This window comes from Sporosarcina luteola (assembly GCF_023715585.1).
Taxonomy (GTDB): Bacteria; Bacillota; Bacilli; order Bacillales_A; family Planococcaceae; genus Sporosarcina; species Sporosarcina luteola_D.
In genome coordinates this window covers 243,589-263,102 of sequence record NZ_JAMBOK010000001.1, presented here as the reverse complement: position 1 = coordinate 263,102, position 19,514 = coordinate 243,589, and the positions used below count along the sequence as shown (strand labels likewise).

General features: G+C 46.1%; 18 protein-coding genes. 1 reads left to right on the top strand and 17 read right to left on the bottom strand.

The features are described 5' to 3' along the window. Nucleotides 1-13 precede the first annotated feature (13 nt). The 9 genes from pknB to gmk all read right to left on the bottom strand — a co-directional run bounded on the left by pknB (nt 14) and on the right by gmk (nt 10,252). On the bottom strand, nt 14-1,981 hold the full coding sequence (pknB, locus tag M3193_RS01415; protein ID WP_251623927.1) for a Stk1 family PASTA domain-containing Ser/Thr kinase: 1,968 nt from the start codon (nt 1,979-1,981) through the stop codon (nt 14-16). Beyond that, a complete protein-coding gene (locus M3193_RS01410; protein WP_251623925.1) occupies nt 1,978-2,736 on the bottom strand; it encodes a Stp1/IreP family PP2C-type Ser/Thr phosphatase in 759 nt (252 codons plus the stop codon). The genes pknB and M3193_RS01410 overlap by 4 nt, the downstream gene beginning before the upstream one ends. 72 nt (nt 2,737-2,808) lie before the next feature. Further along, nucleotides 2,809-4,164, bottom strand: a complete 1,356-nt coding sequence (gene rsmB / locus M3193_RS01405; protein WP_251623924.1) for a 16S rRNA (cytosine(967)-C(5))-methyltransferase RsmB — start codon at nt 4,162-4,164, stop codon at nt 2,809-2,811. Then, nucleotides 4,161-5,102, bottom strand: coding sequence for a methionyl-tRNA formyltransferase (fmt, locus tag M3193_RS01400; protein WP_251623923.1), 942 nt, complete (start codon nt 5,100-5,102; stop codon nt 4,161-4,163). The genes rsmB and fmt overlap by 4 nt, the downstream gene beginning before the upstream one ends. Next, nucleotides 5,099-5,596: a peptide deformylase gene (def, locus tag M3193_RS01395; RefSeq protein ID WP_251623922.1), complete on the bottom strand. Its 498-nt coding sequence runs from the start codon at nt 5,594-5,596 to the stop codon at nt 5,099-5,101. Before def ends, fmt begins: the two co-directional genes overlap by 4 nt. 33 nt (nt 5,597-5,629) lie before the next feature. Continuing rightward, the gene (gene priA / locus M3193_RS01390; RefSeq protein ID WP_251623921.1) at nt 5,630-8,041 is read right to left on the bottom strand and encodes a primosomal protein N'; all 2,412 of its coding nucleotides are present in this window, start codon (nt 8,039-8,041) and stop codon (nt 5,630-5,632) included. After that, entirely contained in the window at nt 8,031-9,248 is a 1,218-nt protein-coding gene (coaBC, locus tag M3193_RS01385) for a bifunctional phosphopantothenoylcysteine decarboxylase/phosphopantothenate--cysteine ligase CoaBC (protein WP_251627155.1), read from the bottom strand. The genes priA and coaBC overlap by 11 nt, the downstream gene beginning before the upstream one ends. 158 nt (nt 9,249-9,406) lie before the next feature. Beyond that, a complete protein-coding gene (gene rpoZ, locus M3193_RS01380) occupies nt 9,407-9,631 on the bottom strand; it encodes a DNA-directed RNA polymerase subunit omega (protein ID WP_251623920.1) in 225 nt (74 codons plus the stop codon). A 3-nt stretch (nt 9,632-9,634) separates the two neighbouring features. Next, nucleotides 9,635-10,252, bottom strand: a complete 618-nt coding sequence (gmk, locus tag M3193_RS01375; RefSeq protein WP_251623919.1) for a guanylate kinase — start codon at nt 10,250-10,252, stop codon at nt 9,635-9,637. A 131-nt stretch (nt 10,253-10,383) separates the two neighbouring features. Here gmk and M3193_RS01370 point away from each other — a divergent pair, with 131 nt between their 5' ends. Continuing rightward, on the top strand, nt 10,384-12,075 hold the full coding sequence (locus M3193_RS01370) for an Rqc2 family fibronectin-binding protein (protein ID WP_251623918.1): 1,692 nt from the start codon (nt 10,384-10,386) through the stop codon (nt 12,073-12,075). Nucleotides 12,076-12,127: 52 nt separating this feature from the next. Here M3193_RS01370 and pyrE read toward each other — a convergent pair whose 3' ends face one another. From pyrE to pyrR, 8 genes are all read right to left on the bottom strand, one after another. Continuing rightward, entirely contained in the window at nt 12,128-12,757 is a 630-nt protein-coding gene (gene pyrE / locus M3193_RS01365) for an orotate phosphoribosyltransferase (RefSeq protein WP_251623917.1), read from the bottom strand. After that, on the bottom strand, nt 12,750-13,469 hold the full coding sequence (gene pyrF / locus M3193_RS01360; protein WP_251623915.1) for an orotidine-5'-phosphate decarboxylase: 720 nt from the start codon (nt 13,467-13,469) through the stop codon (nt 12,750-12,752). Before pyrF ends, pyrE begins: the two co-directional genes overlap by 8 nt. Further along, a complete protein-coding gene (locus M3193_RS01355; protein WP_251623904.1) occupies nt 13,466-14,380 on the bottom strand; it encodes a dihydroorotate dehydrogenase in 915 nt (304 codons plus the stop codon). The genes pyrF and M3193_RS01355 overlap by 4 nt, the downstream gene beginning before the upstream one ends. Further along, nucleotides 14,377-15,153: a dihydroorotate dehydrogenase electron transfer subunit gene (locus tag M3193_RS01350; protein WP_251623902.1), complete on the bottom strand. Its 777-nt coding sequence runs from the start codon at nt 15,151-15,153 to the stop codon at nt 14,377-14,379. The genes M3193_RS01355 and M3193_RS01350 overlap by 4 nt, the downstream gene beginning before the upstream one ends. Continuing rightward, the gene (locus M3193_RS01345) at nt 15,150-16,457 is read right to left on the bottom strand and encodes a dihydroorotase (protein WP_251623901.1); all 1,308 of its coding nucleotides are present in this window, start codon (nt 16,455-16,457) and stop codon (nt 15,150-15,152) included. The genes M3193_RS01350 and M3193_RS01345 overlap by 4 nt, the downstream gene beginning before the upstream one ends. Next, nucleotides 16,424-17,338 (bottom strand): aspartate carbamoyltransferase catalytic subunit, encoded by a 915-nt coding sequence (locus tag M3193_RS01340; RefSeq protein WP_251623899.1) that lies wholly within the window; start codon nt 17,336-17,338, stop codon nt 16,424-16,426. The genes M3193_RS01345 and M3193_RS01340 overlap by 34 nt, the downstream gene beginning before the upstream one ends. A 151-nt stretch (nt 17,339-17,489) precedes the next feature. Further along, nucleotides 17,490-18,785, bottom strand: coding sequence for a solute carrier family 23 protein (locus M3193_RS01335; RefSeq protein ID WP_435372007.1), 1,296 nt, complete (start codon nt 18,783-18,785; stop codon nt 17,490-17,492). A 28-nt stretch (nt 18,786-18,813) separates the two neighbouring features. Next, on the bottom strand, nt 18,814-19,356 hold the full coding sequence (gene pyrR / locus M3193_RS01330; RefSeq protein WP_251623897.1) for a bifunctional pyr operon transcriptional regulator/uracil phosphoribosyltransferase PyrR: 543 nt from the start codon (nt 19,354-19,356) through the stop codon (nt 18,814-18,816). Between the last annotated feature and the right edge of the window lie 158 nt (nt 19,357-19,514).

Here is a 19,514-nt window from a genome sequence, read left to right as displayed (position 1 = left end):
CAATCCCTCTCTCTTATTCGGTATCATTATAATTGAACGATTTTTCCGCAATAATTTCCGAATCTCTACGGACCTGGTAATGGCCGGTTTGGCCTTCTTCCAGTGTGATTGTAATCTCTCTTTTCACATCTTCCGTTATCGTAAATTCCGCAACCGGTTTCGTCATGGAATGTTTGCTATCCTGAATATAGATTTTGATCGTTTGCGGTTCAGGGTCTATGTCTTCCTCATCGTCTTCAACATTCGATGGTTCATATGGAATCGTAACCGTGTTCACAAAATATTTAACCGGCAGCTTCTTTTTGCCTTTTGAAAGGACTACGTCAACTGTCGAACCTTTTTCAAGTTCAGTGTTCGCAGAAGGTTTTTGAGAAATGACAAGGCCTTCCTTAACACTTTCGGACTCTACCCTATTTACAATTCGGATATTGAAGCCCGAACTCTCAGCATATTCCTTCAGTCCGTTCTCGGTATAATTCGATAGATCAGCAAGTGTTTTCATTTCTTTCCCTAAACTGACTGTAAACACGATATCGGTTTCTTCCGGAACTACCTTTTCGCCAGCTTCAGGCGTCTGCTTCAGGATTGTCCCTTTTGGTGCATCATTGTAAACCCATTCTGGTCGAATATTCCTAAATCCTCTACCATCTAGGAAATCTACAATTTCTTCATAGTCCCTATCGACATAATTGGTCAGTTCTGTCGTTTCCTTGCCGGTACTAACGTATATGGTGACAGCTGATGCGATTTCCCGTTTTTTATTCGCCTCCGGATCTGTCCTGAAAACTTGTCCGGCGGGATATTCATCCGAATAATCCTCAACCTTATCTTCAACAACAAAGCCATTTTCCTCAAGCAATGAAATCGCATCCGCTTCCTCCAATCCGACCACCTCTGGTATCACGGCAGTTTTAGGACCGAATAAGGTTGGCCAAAAATAGATCAGGAGGACTGCAATCGCCAACAGCAAAGCGGAGAGGACTACGATGATCGGCCATTTTTTTCGTTTCTTCTTCTGCTGTGGCGGCAAAGGGTCAGGAACGACAGGATTTATGATTTTGGTCTTTTCTGAGTGGTCCGCTTTTGATGTATCTGCAATGATCGGAATTGCACGTGTCCGGTCATCATCGAAGGGGATGATGAATTTCTCTTCATGCTGCCTCTCAGGTGATAAAACGGTTAGTAAATCCTCATACATCTCATTCGCCGACTGGTATCTGTATGTAGCATCCTTCGCTGTCGCTTTTAAAATGACGTTTTCGACGCTTTGCGGAATGCCGGGAAACGATAGGCGCACTGAAGGCGTCTCTTCCTGCAAGTGTTTCAAAGCGATCGCAACTGCTGTTTCTGCAGAAAAAGGAAGTTCACCTGTCAATAGTTCATAGAAGACAATCCCCAACGAATAAATATCCGACTTTTTCGTTGCCATGCCGCCTCTCGCCTGTTCAGGAGATAAGTAATGGACCGTACCGATAACAGAATTCGTTTTTGTATGCGCCGTTGCGCTTAACGCCATGGCAATGCCGAAATCGGTTATTTTCACATTGCCGTCAGCGTCCATTAAAATATTTTGCGGTTTTATATCCCGATGGACAATCCCGTTATGATGGGCATTTGCAATCGCGGAGACAAGCTGCCTCATGATCCTGACTGCTTCACGGACTTGCAATGGTCCGTTCGATTGGATATATTTCTTTAAAGTTTGTCCTTCGATATATTCCATAACGAGATAATGAAGTTCTTCATCTTCACCTACGTCAAAAATATTGACGATATGAGGATGGGTCAAGCTTGTGGCAGATAGGGCCTCCCGTTGGAATCTTTTTTTCAGATCCTGCTCATTTGCGAAATCATAGTTCAAGACTTTAATGGCGACATCGCGGTCCAGTATGATGTCATGAGCCAAATAGACTTTCGACATGCCGCCTTCTCCGATTCCTTTGAGCACTTCGTAACGGCCGCCGATTCTTTCACCGATCATTGTGGGCTCACCTCCGATGCGGAAGGGCTCGCCAATATGACGGAAATATTATCCTCTCCGCCCAATTCGTTCGCCAACTCGACCAATTTAACCGCCTTGTCATGCAAATCTCCATCCGCAGTGACGATTGTCTGAATCTGTGCATTGTCGACTTTATTGCTTAAGCCATCCGTACAAATCAACAAGTATGTCTGACCGTCCAATTTGATTTGATAGAAGTCGGGCATGATTGTTTTTTCGGATCCTACAGCCTTCATGATCCAATTCCTTTGGGGATGCTTTGCCGCTTCCTCTTCGGTGATCTCCCCGGAATCAAGCAATATATTTACGAATGAATGATCCTTCGTAATTTGCAGGATTTCATTCCGGTTTATCGTATACACCCGGCTATCCCCGATGTGAGTGACTAGGCCTTTATCGCCGTAGATGAGCACTGCATCTAATGTAGTTCCCATCCCCTTGTATTCATTATCATCTTCAGCAACGTCATATAGAGTGCGGTTTACTTGCATGACCGTTTCCTGAAGCCACTCTCTCCAATCATCCTCGTCCATGGTTGTAGCGCTATCCACTTTCATGAACCGTTCGCCAAGTATCCTGACCGCTGTCGAACTTGCATAGTCTCCGCCCCGATGGCCTCCCATGCCATCCGCGACAACTGCGAGCGTCGGTCCGTCCTGAATCGCAAAAACCGCTGCGCTGTCCTCATTCACTGTCCGCTTCTTCCCGATGTCTGTCACCACTTCAAATTGCAACACTCGTCCCCCCTTTTTTTCAAAGACACCGAATTTCAAACTCCCCTGCCAGATGTCCGTACATTTCATTACTCACTTCAATTTTTTGTGAAAAGCAGCGACAAAAAATCCATCACTCCCAAAGTGCTGCGGCATCACTTGAAGCAGATCGTCTTTGATTGCCAATGAGTCAATGTCGGCAAGCGCATCGAGCGAATACAACGTCATATCTGGATGTGTTTCCAGGAAACGTCGGACCATCCCTTCGTTTTCGTCGTACTCTATGGTGCATGTGCTATAGACGATAATGCCATCATCTTTTAGTAACCGGTAGGCAGTTGCGAGAAGCTGCTCCTGGATTTCCGTCAAACTTTTCAAATCCTGCTCGGTCTTATTGTATTTTATTTCCGGCTTGCGTCGGATGACTCCTAGTCCGCTGCAAGGCGCATCAACTAGGATGCGGTCAAATGATGCAGGTCCGTATACGGACTCCAGCTCACGGCTATCCCCGCTTTTCGTGATGATGGATTGTATACCGAGACGGTTAGCGTTCGACTCGATCAACGAAAGTTTATGGTCATGCAAATCATGTGCATAAATTTCACCTGTACCGTTCATCTTTTCTGCTATGAACGTCGTCTTTCCGCCTGGAGCTGCACACATATCCAACACTTTCATATCAGGCTTCACGTCAAGTGCAAGAACCGGCAACATGGAGCTTTCATCTTGGATTGTCAATAATCCTTCCGCGTATGCTTCCGTATTCGCCAAGCTCCCGCTGGATACTTGGATGCTCCCGGGGATCACTTCTCCCCTGGATGCTTCAATCCCTTCCTTAGCGAGCGCCGAGATTGCTTCTTCGACTGTCGCTTTCAATGAATTGACCCTCGCCGTCATCCGGGCTGGATGATTGTTTTCATGAGCCATCGCTAACGCTTCTTCTTTGCCAAACTGCTTAACCCAGCGCTCAATCAACCATGCAGGATGGCTTGTTTCAACCGACATCCTTTCGATATCGTCGGGGATTTCCTCGATCGAGCGGACACCTTTTCGTAATACGGAACGTAAAATGCCGTTCACGGTTGCAGAGATGCCTTTATGCCCTCTTCTTTTGGCGATTTCCACCGCTTCATGGACGACAGCATGCGGAGGAATTTTGGTTAAGTATACTATTTGATAAATTGACAATCGCAGTAATTCCCTTACCCACGGATCTAATTTCCCTTTGACAAAAGGCTCCAAATAGTAATCCAATGTCAATCTATGCTGCAAAGTGCCATACGTCAGTTCGGTCAATAAACCCCTGTCTTTCGGATCGATATCATATTTCTTGATCGTCCGGTTGAGAAGAAGATTGCTGTAAGCCTGATTCTGATTTATTTCCATCAATATTGATAATGCCGCATCGCGGACATTTCCGTTCCAAATCTTCTTTTTGGCATTCGTCATTCGAATTTATCCCCTTCACTCCATTTGGCTCCAATACCATTAAGGAATTCTTCCGCCGACAACCGCTTCTTACCGGCTGGCTGCAATTCCGTTATGGCGATAGATGTATTGTCGCCAGTTTTGACGATTAGCCTGTCCTTCATCAATTTTAATATCGTTCCAGGATCAGCCTCACTGTCAATGTCGGATTTGTCCGCCATCCATATTTTTACGTTCTCTTTTTGAAATACGGAATAGGCACCCGGCCACGGATAGAGCCCGCGGATTTGGTTGAAAATGGCTGTGCCGCCTTTGGCCCAGTTGATTCTTTCCTGTTCACGAGTTATATTGCCTGCAAATGAAACGTATTTTTCATCTTGGGGAATCCGTTCATTCGATCCATCAATAATGGAAGGCAATGTATCTTTCAATAATTTTGTACCGGCGACGGATAATTTATCGAAGAGGCTGCCGGTATTATCTTCATCAGTAATAGGGACAGTTACCTGTGAGATAATATCTCCCGCATCGAGCTTCTCAACCATATACATGATTGTTACTCCTGTTTCGTCCTCACCGTCGATTACTGCTTGGTGGATCGGCGCGCCTCCCCGGTATTTCGGCAGCAATGAAGCATGGACATTAATGCAACCGAGTCGCGGGGCATCAAGCAGGTTTTTCGGCAGGATTTGTCCATATGCAGCAGTGACAATCAAATCCGGCTTCATCTGGATAAGTTCCGCAAGCTCTTCGGAAGTTCTCAGCTTTTCCGGCTGCAAGACAGGCAAGCCAAGTCGAACGGCCTCTTCCTTTACTGGTGGAGGTGTCAATATCCTCTTTCTTCCAACGGGTCGATCAGGCTGGGTGACAACTGCAATGATGTCGTACCCTTCCTCGTGCAGCATTGTCAAGACAGGAACTGAGAAGTCGGGAGTTCCCATGAATACGATTTTTGTCATTCTATTTCCCCCTCCCCATCTACCTCTTCAAATTCCTCCGGGTCAACGATCCTTGTAATTTTCGAATCGAACAACACGCCATCCAAATGATCAATTTCATGCAGGATCGCCCGTGCTTCGTAATCTTCCGCTTCCAGTTCGTACAGAGAACCATCCCGTTCCTGTGCTTCTATACGAACGAAAAACGGTCGTTCCACTTCACCGTACAGTCCCGGGAAGCTTAAGCAGCCCTCAACTTCTACGACAGATCCTCCGATTGCAGTGACGACAGGATTGATCATTTCAATCACTTCTTCCCCTTCACCCATATCGACGATGGCAACTCGGACCAACTCTCCTACTTGAGGAGCCGCAAGCCCTACACCATCCGCGTCAATCATTGTGTCGTACATGTCATCGAGCAGCTTAGCCAATTCCTCGTCAAATTTTTCAACTTCCTTACAACGCTGTGTCAGCATTGTTGAAGGACTTTTTACGATTTCAAGTATTGCCAATTTAATTCCTCTTTTCCAACTCGTTCGTACTGATTAAAAAATTGAAGTCGGATCCACATCTACTGACATGAGCAGACCTTCCTTCATCCAGTTCGTCCGGTACATTCTGATCAATTGCTGAAGCGTTCCAATCAACTTCGGCTCTTTTTTGTATTTTATCAAACATTGGTACCGATATCTATTGTTCACACGACTAATCGCAGCTGCCGCAGGTCCGATGATGACAGTTTCTGGCGACAACGAACTTTTCAAATAACGAGTCCCCTTATCTGCAAAATCTGCAACTTTCAATAGATCCTCATGTGAAAACTGTACAAGGGTTATAAAAAAGAAAGGGGGATACCCGTATTGTTTGCGCGCCGACATTTCCAGATTGTAAAACGGCTCATAATGCTGGGTCTTTGCAAGCTCGATTGCATAATGTTCCGGTGAATATGTCTGAATGAAGACTTCACCGGCCAATTCATGCCTACCTGCACGTCCGCTGACCTGCGTCATCAATTGGAATGTTTTTTCCGCGGCCCGGAAATCCGCCAAATGCAATGTTGTATCCGCAGCAAGCACTCCGACTAAGGTGATATTCGGGAAGTCGAGTCCTTTTGCAATCATCTGAGTGCCTAGCAGGATATCCGCCTTCCCTTCGCTGAATTGGCGAAGTATGCGTTCGTGTGCCCCTTTTTGCCGCGTTGTGTCTACATCCATCCGTAACACTCGCGCTTCGGGGAAGAGCTTCGAAATTTCTTCTTCGGCCTTTTGCGTGCCTGTTCCAAAAAACCGGATATGCTCACTTTCACATTCCGGACAAACGAGCGGAACAGGTTCCTCATGGCCGCAATAATGGCATTTCAAGCTTTCATTTGCACGATGATAGGTCAATGAAATGTCGCAGTTCGGACATTGGACGACCGTCCCGCAATCCCTGCACAATACGAATGAAGAGAATCCTCTTTTATTGAGAAAAAGGACCGTTTGCTCATTCTTCTCCAAGCGAAGTCGGATGGCCTCCGCCAATTGCACGGAAAACATCGATCGGTTTCCTTCCTTTAATTCCTCTCTCATGTCGACGACCGTGACAGTTGGCAACGGTTGATTCTTTGCCCTCTTGGATAGCTCCAAAAGAGTATAGACTCCTTTTGATGCTCGCGCATACGATTCAAGTGAAGGTGTCGCGCTGCCAAGGATGACGGGGCAACCGTAATACTCTGAACGCCAGATAGCAACGTCCCTCGCATGGTACCGAGGCGTATCTTCCTGTTTATAAGTCGATTCGTGCTCTTCATCCAGGATAATGATTCCTATATTTTCAAATGGAGCGAAAATCGCAGACCTTGCACCGACGACTACCTTCACTTCCCGTCGGTGGATTTTTCGCCACTCATCATATTTTTCACCTGCTGACAACCCGCTGTGCATGACTGCAACTAGTCCGCCAAACCGTTCTTGGAATCGGGCAGTCATTTGCGGCGTCAATGAAATTTCAGGAACGAGGACGATCGCTTCTTTCCCCTCGTCAAGTACGTGTTTGATCGCTTGCAAATAGACTTCGGTTTTCCCGCTTCCCGTTATGCCATGCAACAGGAATGTTTCAGCAATACCTGAATCAGAAGCCGCTTTCACTTTCTCGAGTGCGGTTTCCTGTTCCTCGGTCAACTGAAGGGGTTTAGCTGTATCCTGAAGTTTCGGGGCATCCGGCTCACGATACATTTCAACATATGCTTCTGTTGCACCGCCTTTTTCAATGACTGCTTTGAGTACCGGGTTTTGGATGCCTGACTCCTTCATCAGTTTCGCTGCCTCTACCGACTCCCCTGCATGATCCAACATCCATCCTATCAGTTCTGCTTGTTTCTTCGCATTCGGATGAATGGTGAGCAGCAATTCGGATAATGTGTCTGAATCCCCGATATGGATCACTCGTACTTTTTTCACTCCCGTCTGCTGGCTAATCGCCGTATCGACGGAAACAATCCCTTTTTCCGAATACTCTTTGACCAACTTCAATAAGACGGAATCAGTAATCTGCTTCAAAGGAATGCGCTTACGTCCATTCAGTAATGATAAAACCCTCGCATCATCAATTTCATCCGGTCTTTCGATGCTGATGAATTTCTCGTATTTGGCACGCATCGCTGCAGGCAACATCACTTGCAGCGCGTCGATTTCATAAGATAGCGTTTCTCTCGCCACTTTTTTGGCCAAGCCCATCAGCTCCTGAGAAAGAACAGGATCCAAGTCGATCAGTTCCTCAATCTTCTTTAACTTATGCTCTTCGAGATCACTCTCTGACTTGAGGCCTGTGACATAGCCAATCACTTTCCTTGGTCCAAAAGGGACTTTAACGCGCGACCCGCATTCTATCACCGTTTCAAGGTGTCCAGGCACAGCGTAGTCAAAGGGACGATCGATCGGATACGCCGATACATCGACGATGACTTCAGCTATCATTTGTAACGTCACTCTCCAATTCCAGTACCGTCCTCAGAAGTACTTGCGCCAGTTCCTTTTTATGCATTGCATCGAAAGGATATGCCTTCCCCTTTCTTGATAATAACGTGACAACATTCGTATCACTGCCGAAGCCGCCATCGGGATCTGTCACATCATTAACGATGATATAGTCCAAGTTTTTATTGGACAGCTTTTTCATGCCATACTCGACTGCATCATTCGTCTCAGCAGCAAATCCTACAAGGACTTGTCCCGTTTTCCTATCTCCGAGCGTCTTGAGAATATCGGTTGTCCGTTCGAGTTCAATGGATGAATCCCCATCCTGTTTCTTCATCTTTTGTGTAAATTGCTCTTTCGGGCGATAATCCGCAACTGCCGCCGATTTGATAACCATATCTGCATCGTCGAATTCAGCAAGCACAGCGTCGAGCATTTGTGCAGCACTTTCCACGTTGATGAGTTGGACGCCGCCGGGCTTTGCCAATCCGACAGGACCAGAAATTAATATTGTTTCGGCCCCTAACGATGCAGCAGCTTCCGCTAGTGCATATCCCATTTTGCCGCTCGAAAAATTTGAAATGTAACGCACTGGGTCAATCCGTTCCCGGGTCGGACCGGCCGTAACAACGACCTTTTTCCCTGCAAGAGGCAGATTTTCAGGTTGCGAAAATCTCTCCTTGATCAGTTGGACAATTTTTTCAGGCTCCTCGAGTCTGCCTTTGCCGACATAGCCGCATGCCAGAAATCCTTCTGAAGGTTCAATGAAACGGTAACCGTCCTCATGGAGCTGTCCGATGTTTCGGATGACCGACTTGTTTTCATACATATGTACATTCATTGCCGGTGCAATCCAAACTTCCGCAGTCGTCGCGAGAAGGGTTGTCGTGACCATGTTATCCGCAATGCCGTTCGCAAGCTTTCCGATTATATTTGCAGTTGCAGGTGCAACGATGACAAGATCCGCCCAATCAGCGAGATCGATATGCGCTATGACACTTGAGTCCTTTTCATCAAAGGTGTCATAAAAAACATCATTCCTTGATAGAACCTGAAAAGAAAGCGGTGTCACGAATTCCTTTGCCGAATCAGTCATCATCACTTTCACTTCTGCCCCTGCTTGCGTTAGTTTGCTTACAAGAGCTACCGCCTTATAGACGGCAATCCCACCAGTTACACAGACAAGTATTTTTTTAGTTACCAACAGCCCCACCCTTTCTCTACGTTTACGACATATGTACGTACTCCATAACCCGACAATCGACTTCTGAAAAACGCTAATTAAAAATGACAAACTCCCAAAGAAATTCTGTTTCTAAGGGAGTATGCAGACCTATTCAAATGCATCAACTTATTGAGCAGTGATCATACTTCGTCTTCGTATACAATGGAAGCGTCTTGAACTTGTTTTGATAATGCCCCTGCTGAAATTTCTTCCAGAGCTTTCCCTACATTCTTGTATGAAGTGTAGGACGGCAGCAACATATTCTTGCTCTCCTGCATTTCACGGGCACGCTTAGCGGCAAGTGTAACAAGTGTGTATTTCGAATCGATTTTATCCTTTAACGAGTCAACTGATGGATATAACATAAATTATTCCCCTTCCAACATAAGTAAGTATCTTTTTTCAACACGTTCCCGTCGGCAATGTTCGGCCGTCACGATGGCATTGATGCGATCGCATGCCTTTGAAACTTCATCATTTTCAACTACATAGTCATACAAGTTCATCATTTCCAGCTCTTCACGCGCTTTCAATACTCTGCTTGCAATGACATCCGCCTTCTCCGTTCCTCTGCCGATCAAACGATCTTCAAGCTCGGACAGACTTGGCGGAGCAAGGAAAATGAATAATCCATCGGGAACTAATTTACGGACTTGCGCCGCCCCGACAACTTCGATTTCCAGGAATACATCCCTTCCGGCATCAAGCGTTTCATTCACATAATCCAGAGGGGTGCCATAATAATTTCCTACATATTCGGCGTACTCCAATAATTTTCCTTCGTTTATCAATTGCTCGAACTCATTGCGCGATTTGAAAAAGTAATCGACGCCGTCCTGTTCGCCTTCTCGGGGGCTTCTCGTCGTCATCGATATTGAATATTCATAATTCGTGTCAGGTTGTTGAAATAGCTCTTTTCTGACCGTCCCTTTTCCGACACCGGATGGTCCGGACAGGACAATCAACAGTCCACGTTGTTTGTACATGCAATCCCTCTTCTTATGTATTCTCTACCTTCTATTGTTCCATTCATCATAGCAAACAATCTTCTCATATTATAACATATCGCACGCAGAGAGTGCTAAAATGGTACAAAACGTTTGAAAGAGGAATTATTATGGCATTTGACGGTTTATTCACCGCAGCGATTACGCAAGAGCTGCAACAAATTAAAGACGGACGAATTTCAAAAATACATCAGCCGAACGCTCAGGAAGTTGTATTGATGGTTCGGGCAGGAAGAAGCAATTTTAAACTTCTTATTTCTACTCACCCATCTTATTCCCGCGTTCAATTGACCGAGGAGACGATTGCAAATCCTTCTGAGCCACCGATGTTTTGCATGGTATTGCGGAAGCATCTCGAAGGCGGCATGATCCAATCAATTCAGCAATCCGGGAATGATCGAATTATCTCATTCGATATCCGGGCGAAAAATGAAATCGGTGACGATATCCACCGCCGATTGATCGTAGAAATCATGGGAAGGCATAGTAATCTGCTGTTACTTGATCCGGAGCGGAATATGATCATCGACAGCATGAAGCATCTGCCCCCTTCCGTAAACAGTTATCGTACGGTTTTACCTGGACAGCCATATGTCCCTGCTCCACCACAGGAGAAATTGGATCCTTTTGAGTTGGATGAAAAGGAGTTCCTAGCATTATTGCCAGAATGGGAGAATGCCAAACAGGTCGTTAGCAAACTTTCCGGATTCTCGCCGATTCATGGAGAAGAGCTGTTGCACCGGTTGAAAGATACCGCTGCTGAAGATGCCTATCGCGTATACAAGGATTTCCTTTCTTCATTCAAAGGCGGAACCCAAACTCCGACGATTGCCGAAGTCGGGAATAAAATAATCTTCTCAGCTGCATCGTTAACGTATGCAGACAATACAGTCGCGACTTTCGATACACTCGGGGAACTGCTTGATAAGGTTTATTTTGCACGGGCAGAACGGGAACGGGTGAAATCCCAGGCGGCTGATTTGGAGCGCTGGCTCGATAATGAAATTGCGAAGTTGAAATTGAAAATGAATAAGTTGGAAAAAGAGCAGAATGCCGCCGAGAAACTTGATACGTTCCAGTTATACGGCGAGCTGCTCACTGCCAATAGCTATGCGATCAGTAAAGGCGATACGGAAGCGGTCGTCGACAACTATTATGAGGAAGGCACGACTGTAACGATTCCGCTTGATCCGAGGAAGACGCCGATTGAAAATGCCCAACGCTATTATTCACGCTATACGAAGGCAAAAAACGCATTGATTATGATTGCAAAACAGTTGGAGAAATCGATAGAGGACATCGACTATTTTGAGATGATCAAACAGCAAGTCATGCAAGCGTCTCCGGAAGATATTGATGAAATAAGGGAAGAGTTGGCGGAATTAGGCTTGATGAGGGCAAGAAGGGGCAGGAAAAAACAGAAGCCTAAGAAACCTACTCCTGAGTCATATGTTTCATCGTCTGGCATTCCAATTTCCGTTGGGAAGAATAATAAGCAGAATGATTATTTGACGTTCAAGATTGCGGCACGGGATCATGTTTGGTTGCATACGAAGGATATTCCAGGATCGCATGTCGTCATTCATGATGCAGATCCGGATGAGCGGACGATTGAAGAAGCGGCAGTTCTTTCGGCTTACTTCAGTAAGGCGAGGGGTTCGTCGTCTGTTCCGGTCGATTTTACGGAAATCCGTCATGTGAAGAAACCGAATGGTGCCAAACCGGGATTTGTCATTTACTTTGAGCAGAAGACATTGTTTGTCACGCCTGACGAGGACATTGTAAGGAAGTTGAGGAAGTGAAAAAGGATTGCCATTCCAACGAGGATGGCAATCCTTTTTCGTTTTTGCTTAGTTAAGCTAATAAACCCGCCTTCATTTTTGTATGCCACTCCAGTAGGCCATCAATTGACTCTGCTGTAATTGCTCCACTTTCAATCGCCACCTCAGCAAGCGCTCCGAAATTGGTCAAACTCTTATAAGATAAGTCTGCCTCTGCGAATGCTTTATCTGCGCTTTCAAGTTCATATGTAAAAATGGAAACGACACCTGCAACTTCAGTCCCTTCTAATTGCAGCGCTTCGACTGCGTTCAGACTGCTGCCACCTGTGGAAATCAAATCTTCGACGATGATCGCTTTATCCTCTGGCTTCACTTTCCCCTCAATTTGTCGGCTTCTGCCATGCCCCTTTGCTTTTGAACGGATGTACACCATCGGCAATCCGAGAATATCGGCGACCCATGCAGCATGTGGAATGCCCGCTGTTGCTGTTCCCGCAATAAGCGTCGTTTCAGGGTAATAAGTTTTAATTAACCCGGCAAGTCCTTCCGCAATTTGTTTGCGTCCTATAGGATCTGACATCGTCAATCGGTTGTCACAGTAGATTGGGGATTGAATTCCGGATGCCCATGTAAATGGATCCTCCGGACTTAGTTCCACTGCCCCGACGTTCAATAGAATTTCTGCAATTTCCTTTTTACCCAACCCATTCTACCCCTTTCCATTTTGCGGTAATTTTTTCGTAGGCTGCACGGGGATCCGATGCACCTGTAATCGCCCTGCCGACTACGATATGCGTCGATCCTTCCTGCCTTGCTTCCTCAGGCGTTGCAATCCTTTTCTGGTCGTGCGTCCCACTATCGGGAAGACGTATGCCAGGAGTCACTTTCAAAAATTCAGGTCCACAAACTTCGGAAATGATAGCTGCCTCCTGTACGGAGCAAACGACTCCATCCAAACCTGCATCTTTCGCAATCTTCGCGTAATGAAGAACGGAATCTTGAAGTGAACTTTGGATAAGCTGTTCTTCCCTAACTTGCCGCTCATCTGTAGACGTCAATTGAGTCACACCGATGATTGAAGGACGTTTCATACCTGACGGCGTCCCTTTATCAAGCCCTTCCAATGCAGCTTCCATCATTGACTTTCCGCCTGCGGCATGAACGTTCACTAAGTCTACTCCTAAACTCGCCAGCACTTCCATCGCGGACATGACTGTATTTGGGATGTCATGCAATTTCAAGTCTAGGAATATATCGAACCCGCTCTCTTTCAATTTCGAGATGATTGCAGGGCCCTCTTTGTAATAAAGCTGCATACCGACTTTTACATTAATATCGCTTTCGAATGATTCCAGAAAATCGAATACCTTTTGTGATGAATCAAAGTCTAGCGCAATGATTGGGGAGGTTTTCATAACCGATGGCTCCTTCCTACAAGCTCAGAAATTTGGTTGACGCCAAGCTCATCCAATTTAGAAGGGAGCTCTTCTATGATTTTCGGACAGATGAACGGATCTACGAAATTCGCGGTCCCTACAGCGACCGCGCTTGCGCCTGCAGATAGAAAATCAATTACATCCGCTGTTTCTGAGACGCCGCCCATGCCGATAATCGGAATTTGTACGACTTGACTCACTTCGTACACCATTTTGATGGCGACCGGCTTGACAGCTGGTCCGGATAAACCGCCTGTTATATTAGCAATAACAGGTCTTCCCGTCTTTTGATCGAGCCTCATTCCGACTAGCGTATTGATCATCGTAATGCCGTCAGCGCCTCCAGCCTCGACCGCTTTTGCAATTTCTTTGATATCCGTGACGTTTGGTGACAGCTTTACATACACCGGCACTTCGGATACTTCTTTAACAGCCGCCGTCAGATCATGTGCTTGCTGCGGATTCGTGCCAAAAGTGATGCCGCCGCATTTAACGTTGGGGCAAGAAATATTCAATTCCAATGCCTTTACATTGGGAGCCATGGAAATTGTTTTTGCCACTTCAACGTAATCGGCCGTTTCTGTTCCTGCAACATTCGCAATGATCGGAACATCGTACTGTTCCAGCCAAGGCAGTTCATTTTCCATGACGCCTTGTAGCCCCGGATTTTGCAAACCAATGGCGTTCAACATGCCTGATGCAGTTTCTGCTACTCGCGGTGTCGGATTGCCGAATCTTTTATCAAGAGTCGTCGCTTTGATCATAATGGCGCCTAACATTGATAAGTCATATAGATTCCCATATTCCTTGCCAAAACCAAAGCAACCGGATGCCGGCATGATTGGATTTTTCAACTGCAAACCAGGCAATTCCACTGCCAATCTATTCATATCGACACCACCCCCGCTGGAAATACTGGTCCATCCGAACAAACCTTGATGTACTCTTTATCCGTTTTATCAGTCGTCTCACAAACACAGGCGAAGCAAGCTCCTATTCCGCATCCCATCCGCTGTTCGAATGAAAGGAAGCCTCTTTTGCCTGTGTAGGCTGTTTGAACCGCATTCAGCATCGGCATCGGTCCGCAGCTATAGTATGTCGTGAATCCGTCTCCGATCTTCTCCATCACATCGGTTACGAAACCTGCCGATCCTTTTGTACCATCCACCGTTGCGATATACGTCTCTCCCAGTCTAATGAATTCCTCTTCATAAAAGGACACATCTGCTGTTTGGTAGCCTAGCACATGGATGCATGTAACCCCTTTGGCAGTCAGCTGCTTCGATAATTCGTATAAAGGCGGTACCCCGATACCTCCGCCAATAAGTACCGCTGTTTCTCCAGGGGATGTTTCACCAACAGGAAAGCCATTGCCCAGCGGACCGAGCACGTCGACCTCATCGCCTTCCTTCTTCATCGACAGCAATTGAGTGCCGCGACCCTCAGCGCGATAAATGATTGTCATTTCGTTTGCTTGATGATCGATGGAAGCGATGGAAATCGGTCTTCTTAACAAAGGTTCGAATGAATCCGACACCCGGATATGGACAAACTGGCCAGGGGAATTGATTTCCCCAACCAGCTTTCCAGTCAGTTTCATTTCAAATATATTCTTAGCAATTTCCCTTTGACCCGTCACTCTCATCCTATCTTGGATGATCATAGTATCACCTGCTGTTTTGGCATCACATCCATTTGATCCTGCCAGACGATATTACCTTCGTAGATTGTCTTCACTGGCCAGCCAACACACTTCCAGCCATCAAATGGAGTGTTTTTTCCTTTTGACAGAAACGTATTCCGATCGATTGTCTGTTCTTTATCCAAATCAAGAAGAACCAGATCAGCTTGGGCCCCGACTTCAATTTTCCCATAAGGAAGACCGAAAACGTCTGAGGGCTTTTCAGTCATCCAATCAATCAATTGCTTTAATGTCCATTTTCCTTCTTTCACGAAGTGCGTGTATAGAAGAGGGAAAGCTGTTTCAAATCCTGTAATTCCGAACGGTGCTTTTGCAAAACCGGCATTTTTCTCCTCTGCTGTATGCGGTGCGTGATCGGTTGCGATGAAATCAAGCGTGCCATCCATCAACCCTTCTTGCAATGCATGCAAATCGTCTTTTCCGCGAAGTGGCGGGTTCATTTTCCAATCAGCATCGTCTCCAGGAATATCATCCTCTGACAAGATCAGATGATGCGGACTCACTTCTGCAGTTACGTGGATTCCGGCTTTCTTCGAATCGCGGATGACCCGGACAGATTCTTTCGTACTGACGTGGCAGACGTGATAATGTGCGCCAGCTGCTTCAGCAAGCAGTATATCGCGTGCAATATGAACAGATTCAGCGATTGACGGGATGCCCGGAAGTCCAAGCTCCTTGTTTTTCTTTCCATGGTGCATCGCTCCGCCATATATCAGTGTATTGTCTTCGCAATGAGCGACAATCGGCATGCCAATCTCAGCTGCATCTTGCATCGCTTCATACATCATGCCCGCTTGCTGGACACCAACGCCGTCATCTGTGAAAGCGAAAGCTCCGTTCTCTTTCAGTTCTTTTAAATTCGTCCGTTCTTTTCCGGCTTCCCTAATTGTTATGGAGGCGTAAGGAAGGACTCGAATATGCGCTTTTTCAGCAATCAAGTTATGGACGAGAGACAAGTTTTCCTTCGTGTCAGGAACCGGTCTCGTATTCGGCATTGCACAGATCGTCGTGTAACCGCCTTTAGCTGCCGCAAGAGTTCCAGTTTCAATCGTTTCTTTATGCTCTCCGCCTGGTTCCCGCAGATGGACATGGACATCGATGAATCCCGGCGCCAACAGTAGTCCGTTGCCGTCAATGACCTCGGATTCGCCTGCATGTAAATCGGTTCCGATTTCAGTTATCTTCCCTTCTGCAATCCGGACATCTGTCAAAACCTTTTCACCTGCTTCGTTTAAAACATATGCACTCTTGATGATCTTTCCCATGCCAATTCCTCCTTCTGTAAAATCGTTTCTAAGATAGCCGCACGTATATAGACGCCATTTTCAACTTGCTTGTAAATCATTGAACGGCTGCATTCGACTAGGCTTCCTGCTATTTCTACGTCCCGGTTAACAGGTGCAGGATGCATGATGATTGATCCGGGCTTCATTTCCCTTTCCCGTTCAACTGTCATTCCGTACTTCGTGTGGTATTCGTCCTTTGTAAATCTCATTTTGCCATCATGCCTTTCATGCTGGACTCTTAGAAGCATGACCACATCGCTTGTGTACACCACTTCATCCCAGTCACTCACGTATGGAAAATCACCTGCCCACTCAGGAGGGCATAAGAATTTCACATTTGCACCAAGCATCGTAAGCGCATCCGCATTCGACTTTGCAACTCTACTATGGGAAATGTCACCGGCGATGAGCACATTAAGCCCTTTGAAACCGCCGAGCGTTTCTTTTATCGTGAACAAGTCAAGCAAGGATTGTGTTGGATGTTGTCCTGAACCGTCTCCGCCGTTGATGATTGCCATATTCATCTTTCCAACAAGGTCTTCATAATAGCGCTCTTCAGGATGTCTTATGACAACTGCATCCAACCCGATTTCTTCAAGTGTGCGAAGCGTGTCGTACAATGTCTCTCCCTTTACTGCACTTGAAGAACCGGCTTCAAAAGGAATTGTTTCAAGACCCAATTTCCGCTCCGCCACTTCAAAACTCATTTTTGTTCGGGTGCTCGGCTCAAAGAATAGATTGCTAACCATGTATTTTTGAGGTAATGCGCGGATGCCATACCTTTTTAACATTGCCGCCCGATCCAAAATAGCTGAAATTTCGTCGATTGTTAGATCTTTCATTGATAATAGGTTTTTCATATAGAAAATCCCCTTCCGTTTTGGATAAAAAAATGGCCTTTCCGTTAAATGGAAAGGCCAGTGGGCATGACTAAACAATCGTCATCCGTTTGAATGACTACTAGTCAACTGAACCTTTCCTTGTCTCTCAGTACAATTTTAAAAGGTCTTTCTATTCTGTTGGATTATCTGCCAAGTTATCATTTGACCTGCCTGGCAATACCATGTTGAGGAACACGCCGACGATTGCAGCAAGCGCCATTCCCTCGACTTGGAATGTTTCACTGAATCGGATAGACGCGCCTCCGATTCCAATGACAAGAATGACCGAGGCGATAACAAGATTTCGTTGCTGTCCAAAATCTACTTTGTGATCGACGAGCATCCTTAATCCTGATGAAGCGATGATCCCAAACAGTAGAATCGATATCCCACCAAGCACTGCAGCCGGAATCGTCGCGATGACCGCCATCAGCTTGCCGATGAAAGAGAACAAAATCGCGAATACTGCCGCGCCGATAATGACGTAGATGCTATAGACACGTGTGATTGCCATAACCCCGATGTTTTCACCGTAAGTCGTTTTCGGTGGACCGCCAAGGAATCCACTTAAGAGTGTTCCTAACCCGTCTCCAAGTAATGACCTGTTCAAACCAGGGTCTCTGATAAAATCCTTATTGACGACTCGGCCAAGTACTAACTGATGACCGATATGCTCTGAAATTGTAACAATTGATATTGGAACCATGGCTGCTAGTAATGTAGGAGTTACGACAAACTCATAATCTATTCCAGGAATCAGGAATTCCGGTATTGCAATCCATGCTGCTTCATGCACTTTTGTAAAGTCCAATATTCCGATTGCCGCCGAGTATATGTAACCGACGATTATTCCGATCAGGACTGGCATCAAGCTGATAACTCCCCTAAAGAACATGAGGCAGATGATCGCAGTAGCCAATGTAACAAGTGCCGCCGAGAAATGCAGGAGATTGTATTGCGCCTCGCCATTCACTTGTATTGTACTCGCCATCCTTACTGCCGTTGGTGCCAATGCTAATCCGATAACCATTATGACCGGTCCGACAACGACTGGCGGGAGGAATTTCATAATCCACCCTGAACCCGTCGTCCAGATCAAGAGCGATACGAGTGCATATACCAGGGCGACAAACATGCTTCCGATCATCGCGCTTCCAATGCCTCCTGATTCTGTAGCCGCAAGTATCGGTGCAATGAAAGCGAACGATGAACCTAAGTAGGCGGGAACTTTGAACCGCGTGACAAGGACGAAGATGAGTGTCGCAAGTCCGCTCGTGAGCAAAGCGATTGCCGGACTTAATCCGACTAATTGAGGTACGAGGATCGTCGCCCCGAACATTGCAAACATATGTTGTACACTGAGGGCGAGCCATCTTATAGGAGCCGGCTTGTCGAGTACGTCTATTACCTTGTTGTCATTCATCATTTCTCACCTGTTCCTATTCGGATTTTATTTATTTTGAATGAATTATTACTCCGTCTGACCCATCCTCTTCGATGACGTTGACCACTACTCGTTCCTCACTAGAGGTCGGAATGTTTTTACCGACAAAGTCTGGACGAATTGGTAATTCGCGATGTCCTCGGTCAACGAGGACTGCAAGCTGGATTGCTGACGGTCTTCCTAAATCGATAACTGCATCCATCGCCGCTCTTACAGTTCTGCCAGTGTAGAGAACATCATCCACAAGAATCACTTTCTTTTCGGTGACATCGTGCTCGATGTCGACTTGGTGGACAAGAGGTTCATGGTTGCCATGTTTATGTTGAAGATCATCTCTATACAGAGTTATATCCAACTCACCAGTCAAGATTGGTCTTCCTTCAATTTGTTTTATCCGTTCAGATAGCCGTTTCGCAAGTACGGCACCTCTTGTTTTAATGCCGACAAGGATGCATCCGTCGATTCCTTTGTTCTTTTCAATAATCTCGTAAGCAATTCTTGTCACCGCCCGGGAAATTGCCTGTTCGTCTAGAATGATTGCTTTTTCCGTCATTTGAATTCCTCCTATTAGTTATCATCCAGCTCCGGGCGCTAGTAGGATGCCTTAATTTCTGCAGAAACCGCAGAAATACGGCAAATCGAACCCTTCGCAGTTCGACTTGCTCGGGGTCATAAGTCAAAGCTGTTACGTGGCAAAAACCGCCACTTCAC

Bases quoted from the DNA above. Each gene is read 5' to 3' on its own strand.
- M3193_RS01370 (WP_251623918.1), top strand. From the start codon at position 10,384: ATGGCATTTGACGGTTTATTCACCGCAGCGATTACGCAAGAGCTGCAA.
- rpoZ (WP_251623920.1), bottom strand. From the start codon at position 9,631: ATGTTATATCCATCAGTTGACTCGTTAAAGGATAAAATCGATTCGAAA.
- M3193_RS01335 (WP_435372007.1), bottom strand. From the start codon at position 18,785: ATGATGAATGACAACAAGGTAATAGACGTACTCGACAAGCCGGCTCCT.
- rsmB (WP_251623924.1), bottom strand. From the start codon at position 4,164: ATGACGAATGCCAAAAAGAAGATTTGGAACGGAAATGTCCGCGATGCG.
- M3193_RS01350 (WP_251623902.1), bottom strand. From the start codon at position 15,153: ATGATCATCCAAGATAGGATGAGAGTGACGGGTCAAAGGGAAATTGCT.
- M3193_RS01345 (WP_251623901.1), bottom strand. From the start codon at position 16,457: ATGGGAAAGATCATCAAGAGTGCATATGTTTTAAACGAAGCAGGTGAA.
- M3193_RS01355 (WP_251623904.1), bottom strand. From the start codon at position 14,380: ATGAATAGATTGGCAGTGGAATTGCCTGGTTTGCAGTTGAAAAATCCA.
- M3193_RS01340 (WP_251623899.1), bottom strand. From the start codon at position 17,338: ATGAAAAACCTATTATCAATGAAAGATCTAACAATCGACGAAATTTCA.
- pyrF (WP_251623915.1), bottom strand. From the start codon at position 13,469: ATGAAAACCTCCCCAATCATTGCGCTAGACTTTGATTCATCACAAAAG.
- priA (WP_251623921.1), bottom strand. From the start codon at position 8,041: ATGATAGCTGAAGTCATCGTCGATGTATCGGCGTATCCGATCGATCGT.
- pknB (WP_251623927.1), bottom strand. From the start codon at position 1,981: ATGATCGGTGAAAGAATCGGCGGCCGTTACGAAGTGCTCAAAGGAATC.
- gmk (WP_251623919.1), bottom strand. From the start codon at position 10,252: ATGTACAAACAACGTGGACTGTTGATTGTCCTGTCCGGACCATCCGGT.
- pyrR (WP_251623897.1), bottom strand. From the start codon at position 19,356: ATGACGGAAAAAGCAATCATTCTAGACGAACAGGCAATTTCCCGGGCG.
- fmt (WP_251623923.1), bottom strand. From the start codon at position 5,102: ATGACAAAAATCGTATTCATGGGAACTCCCGACTTCTCAGTTCCTGTC.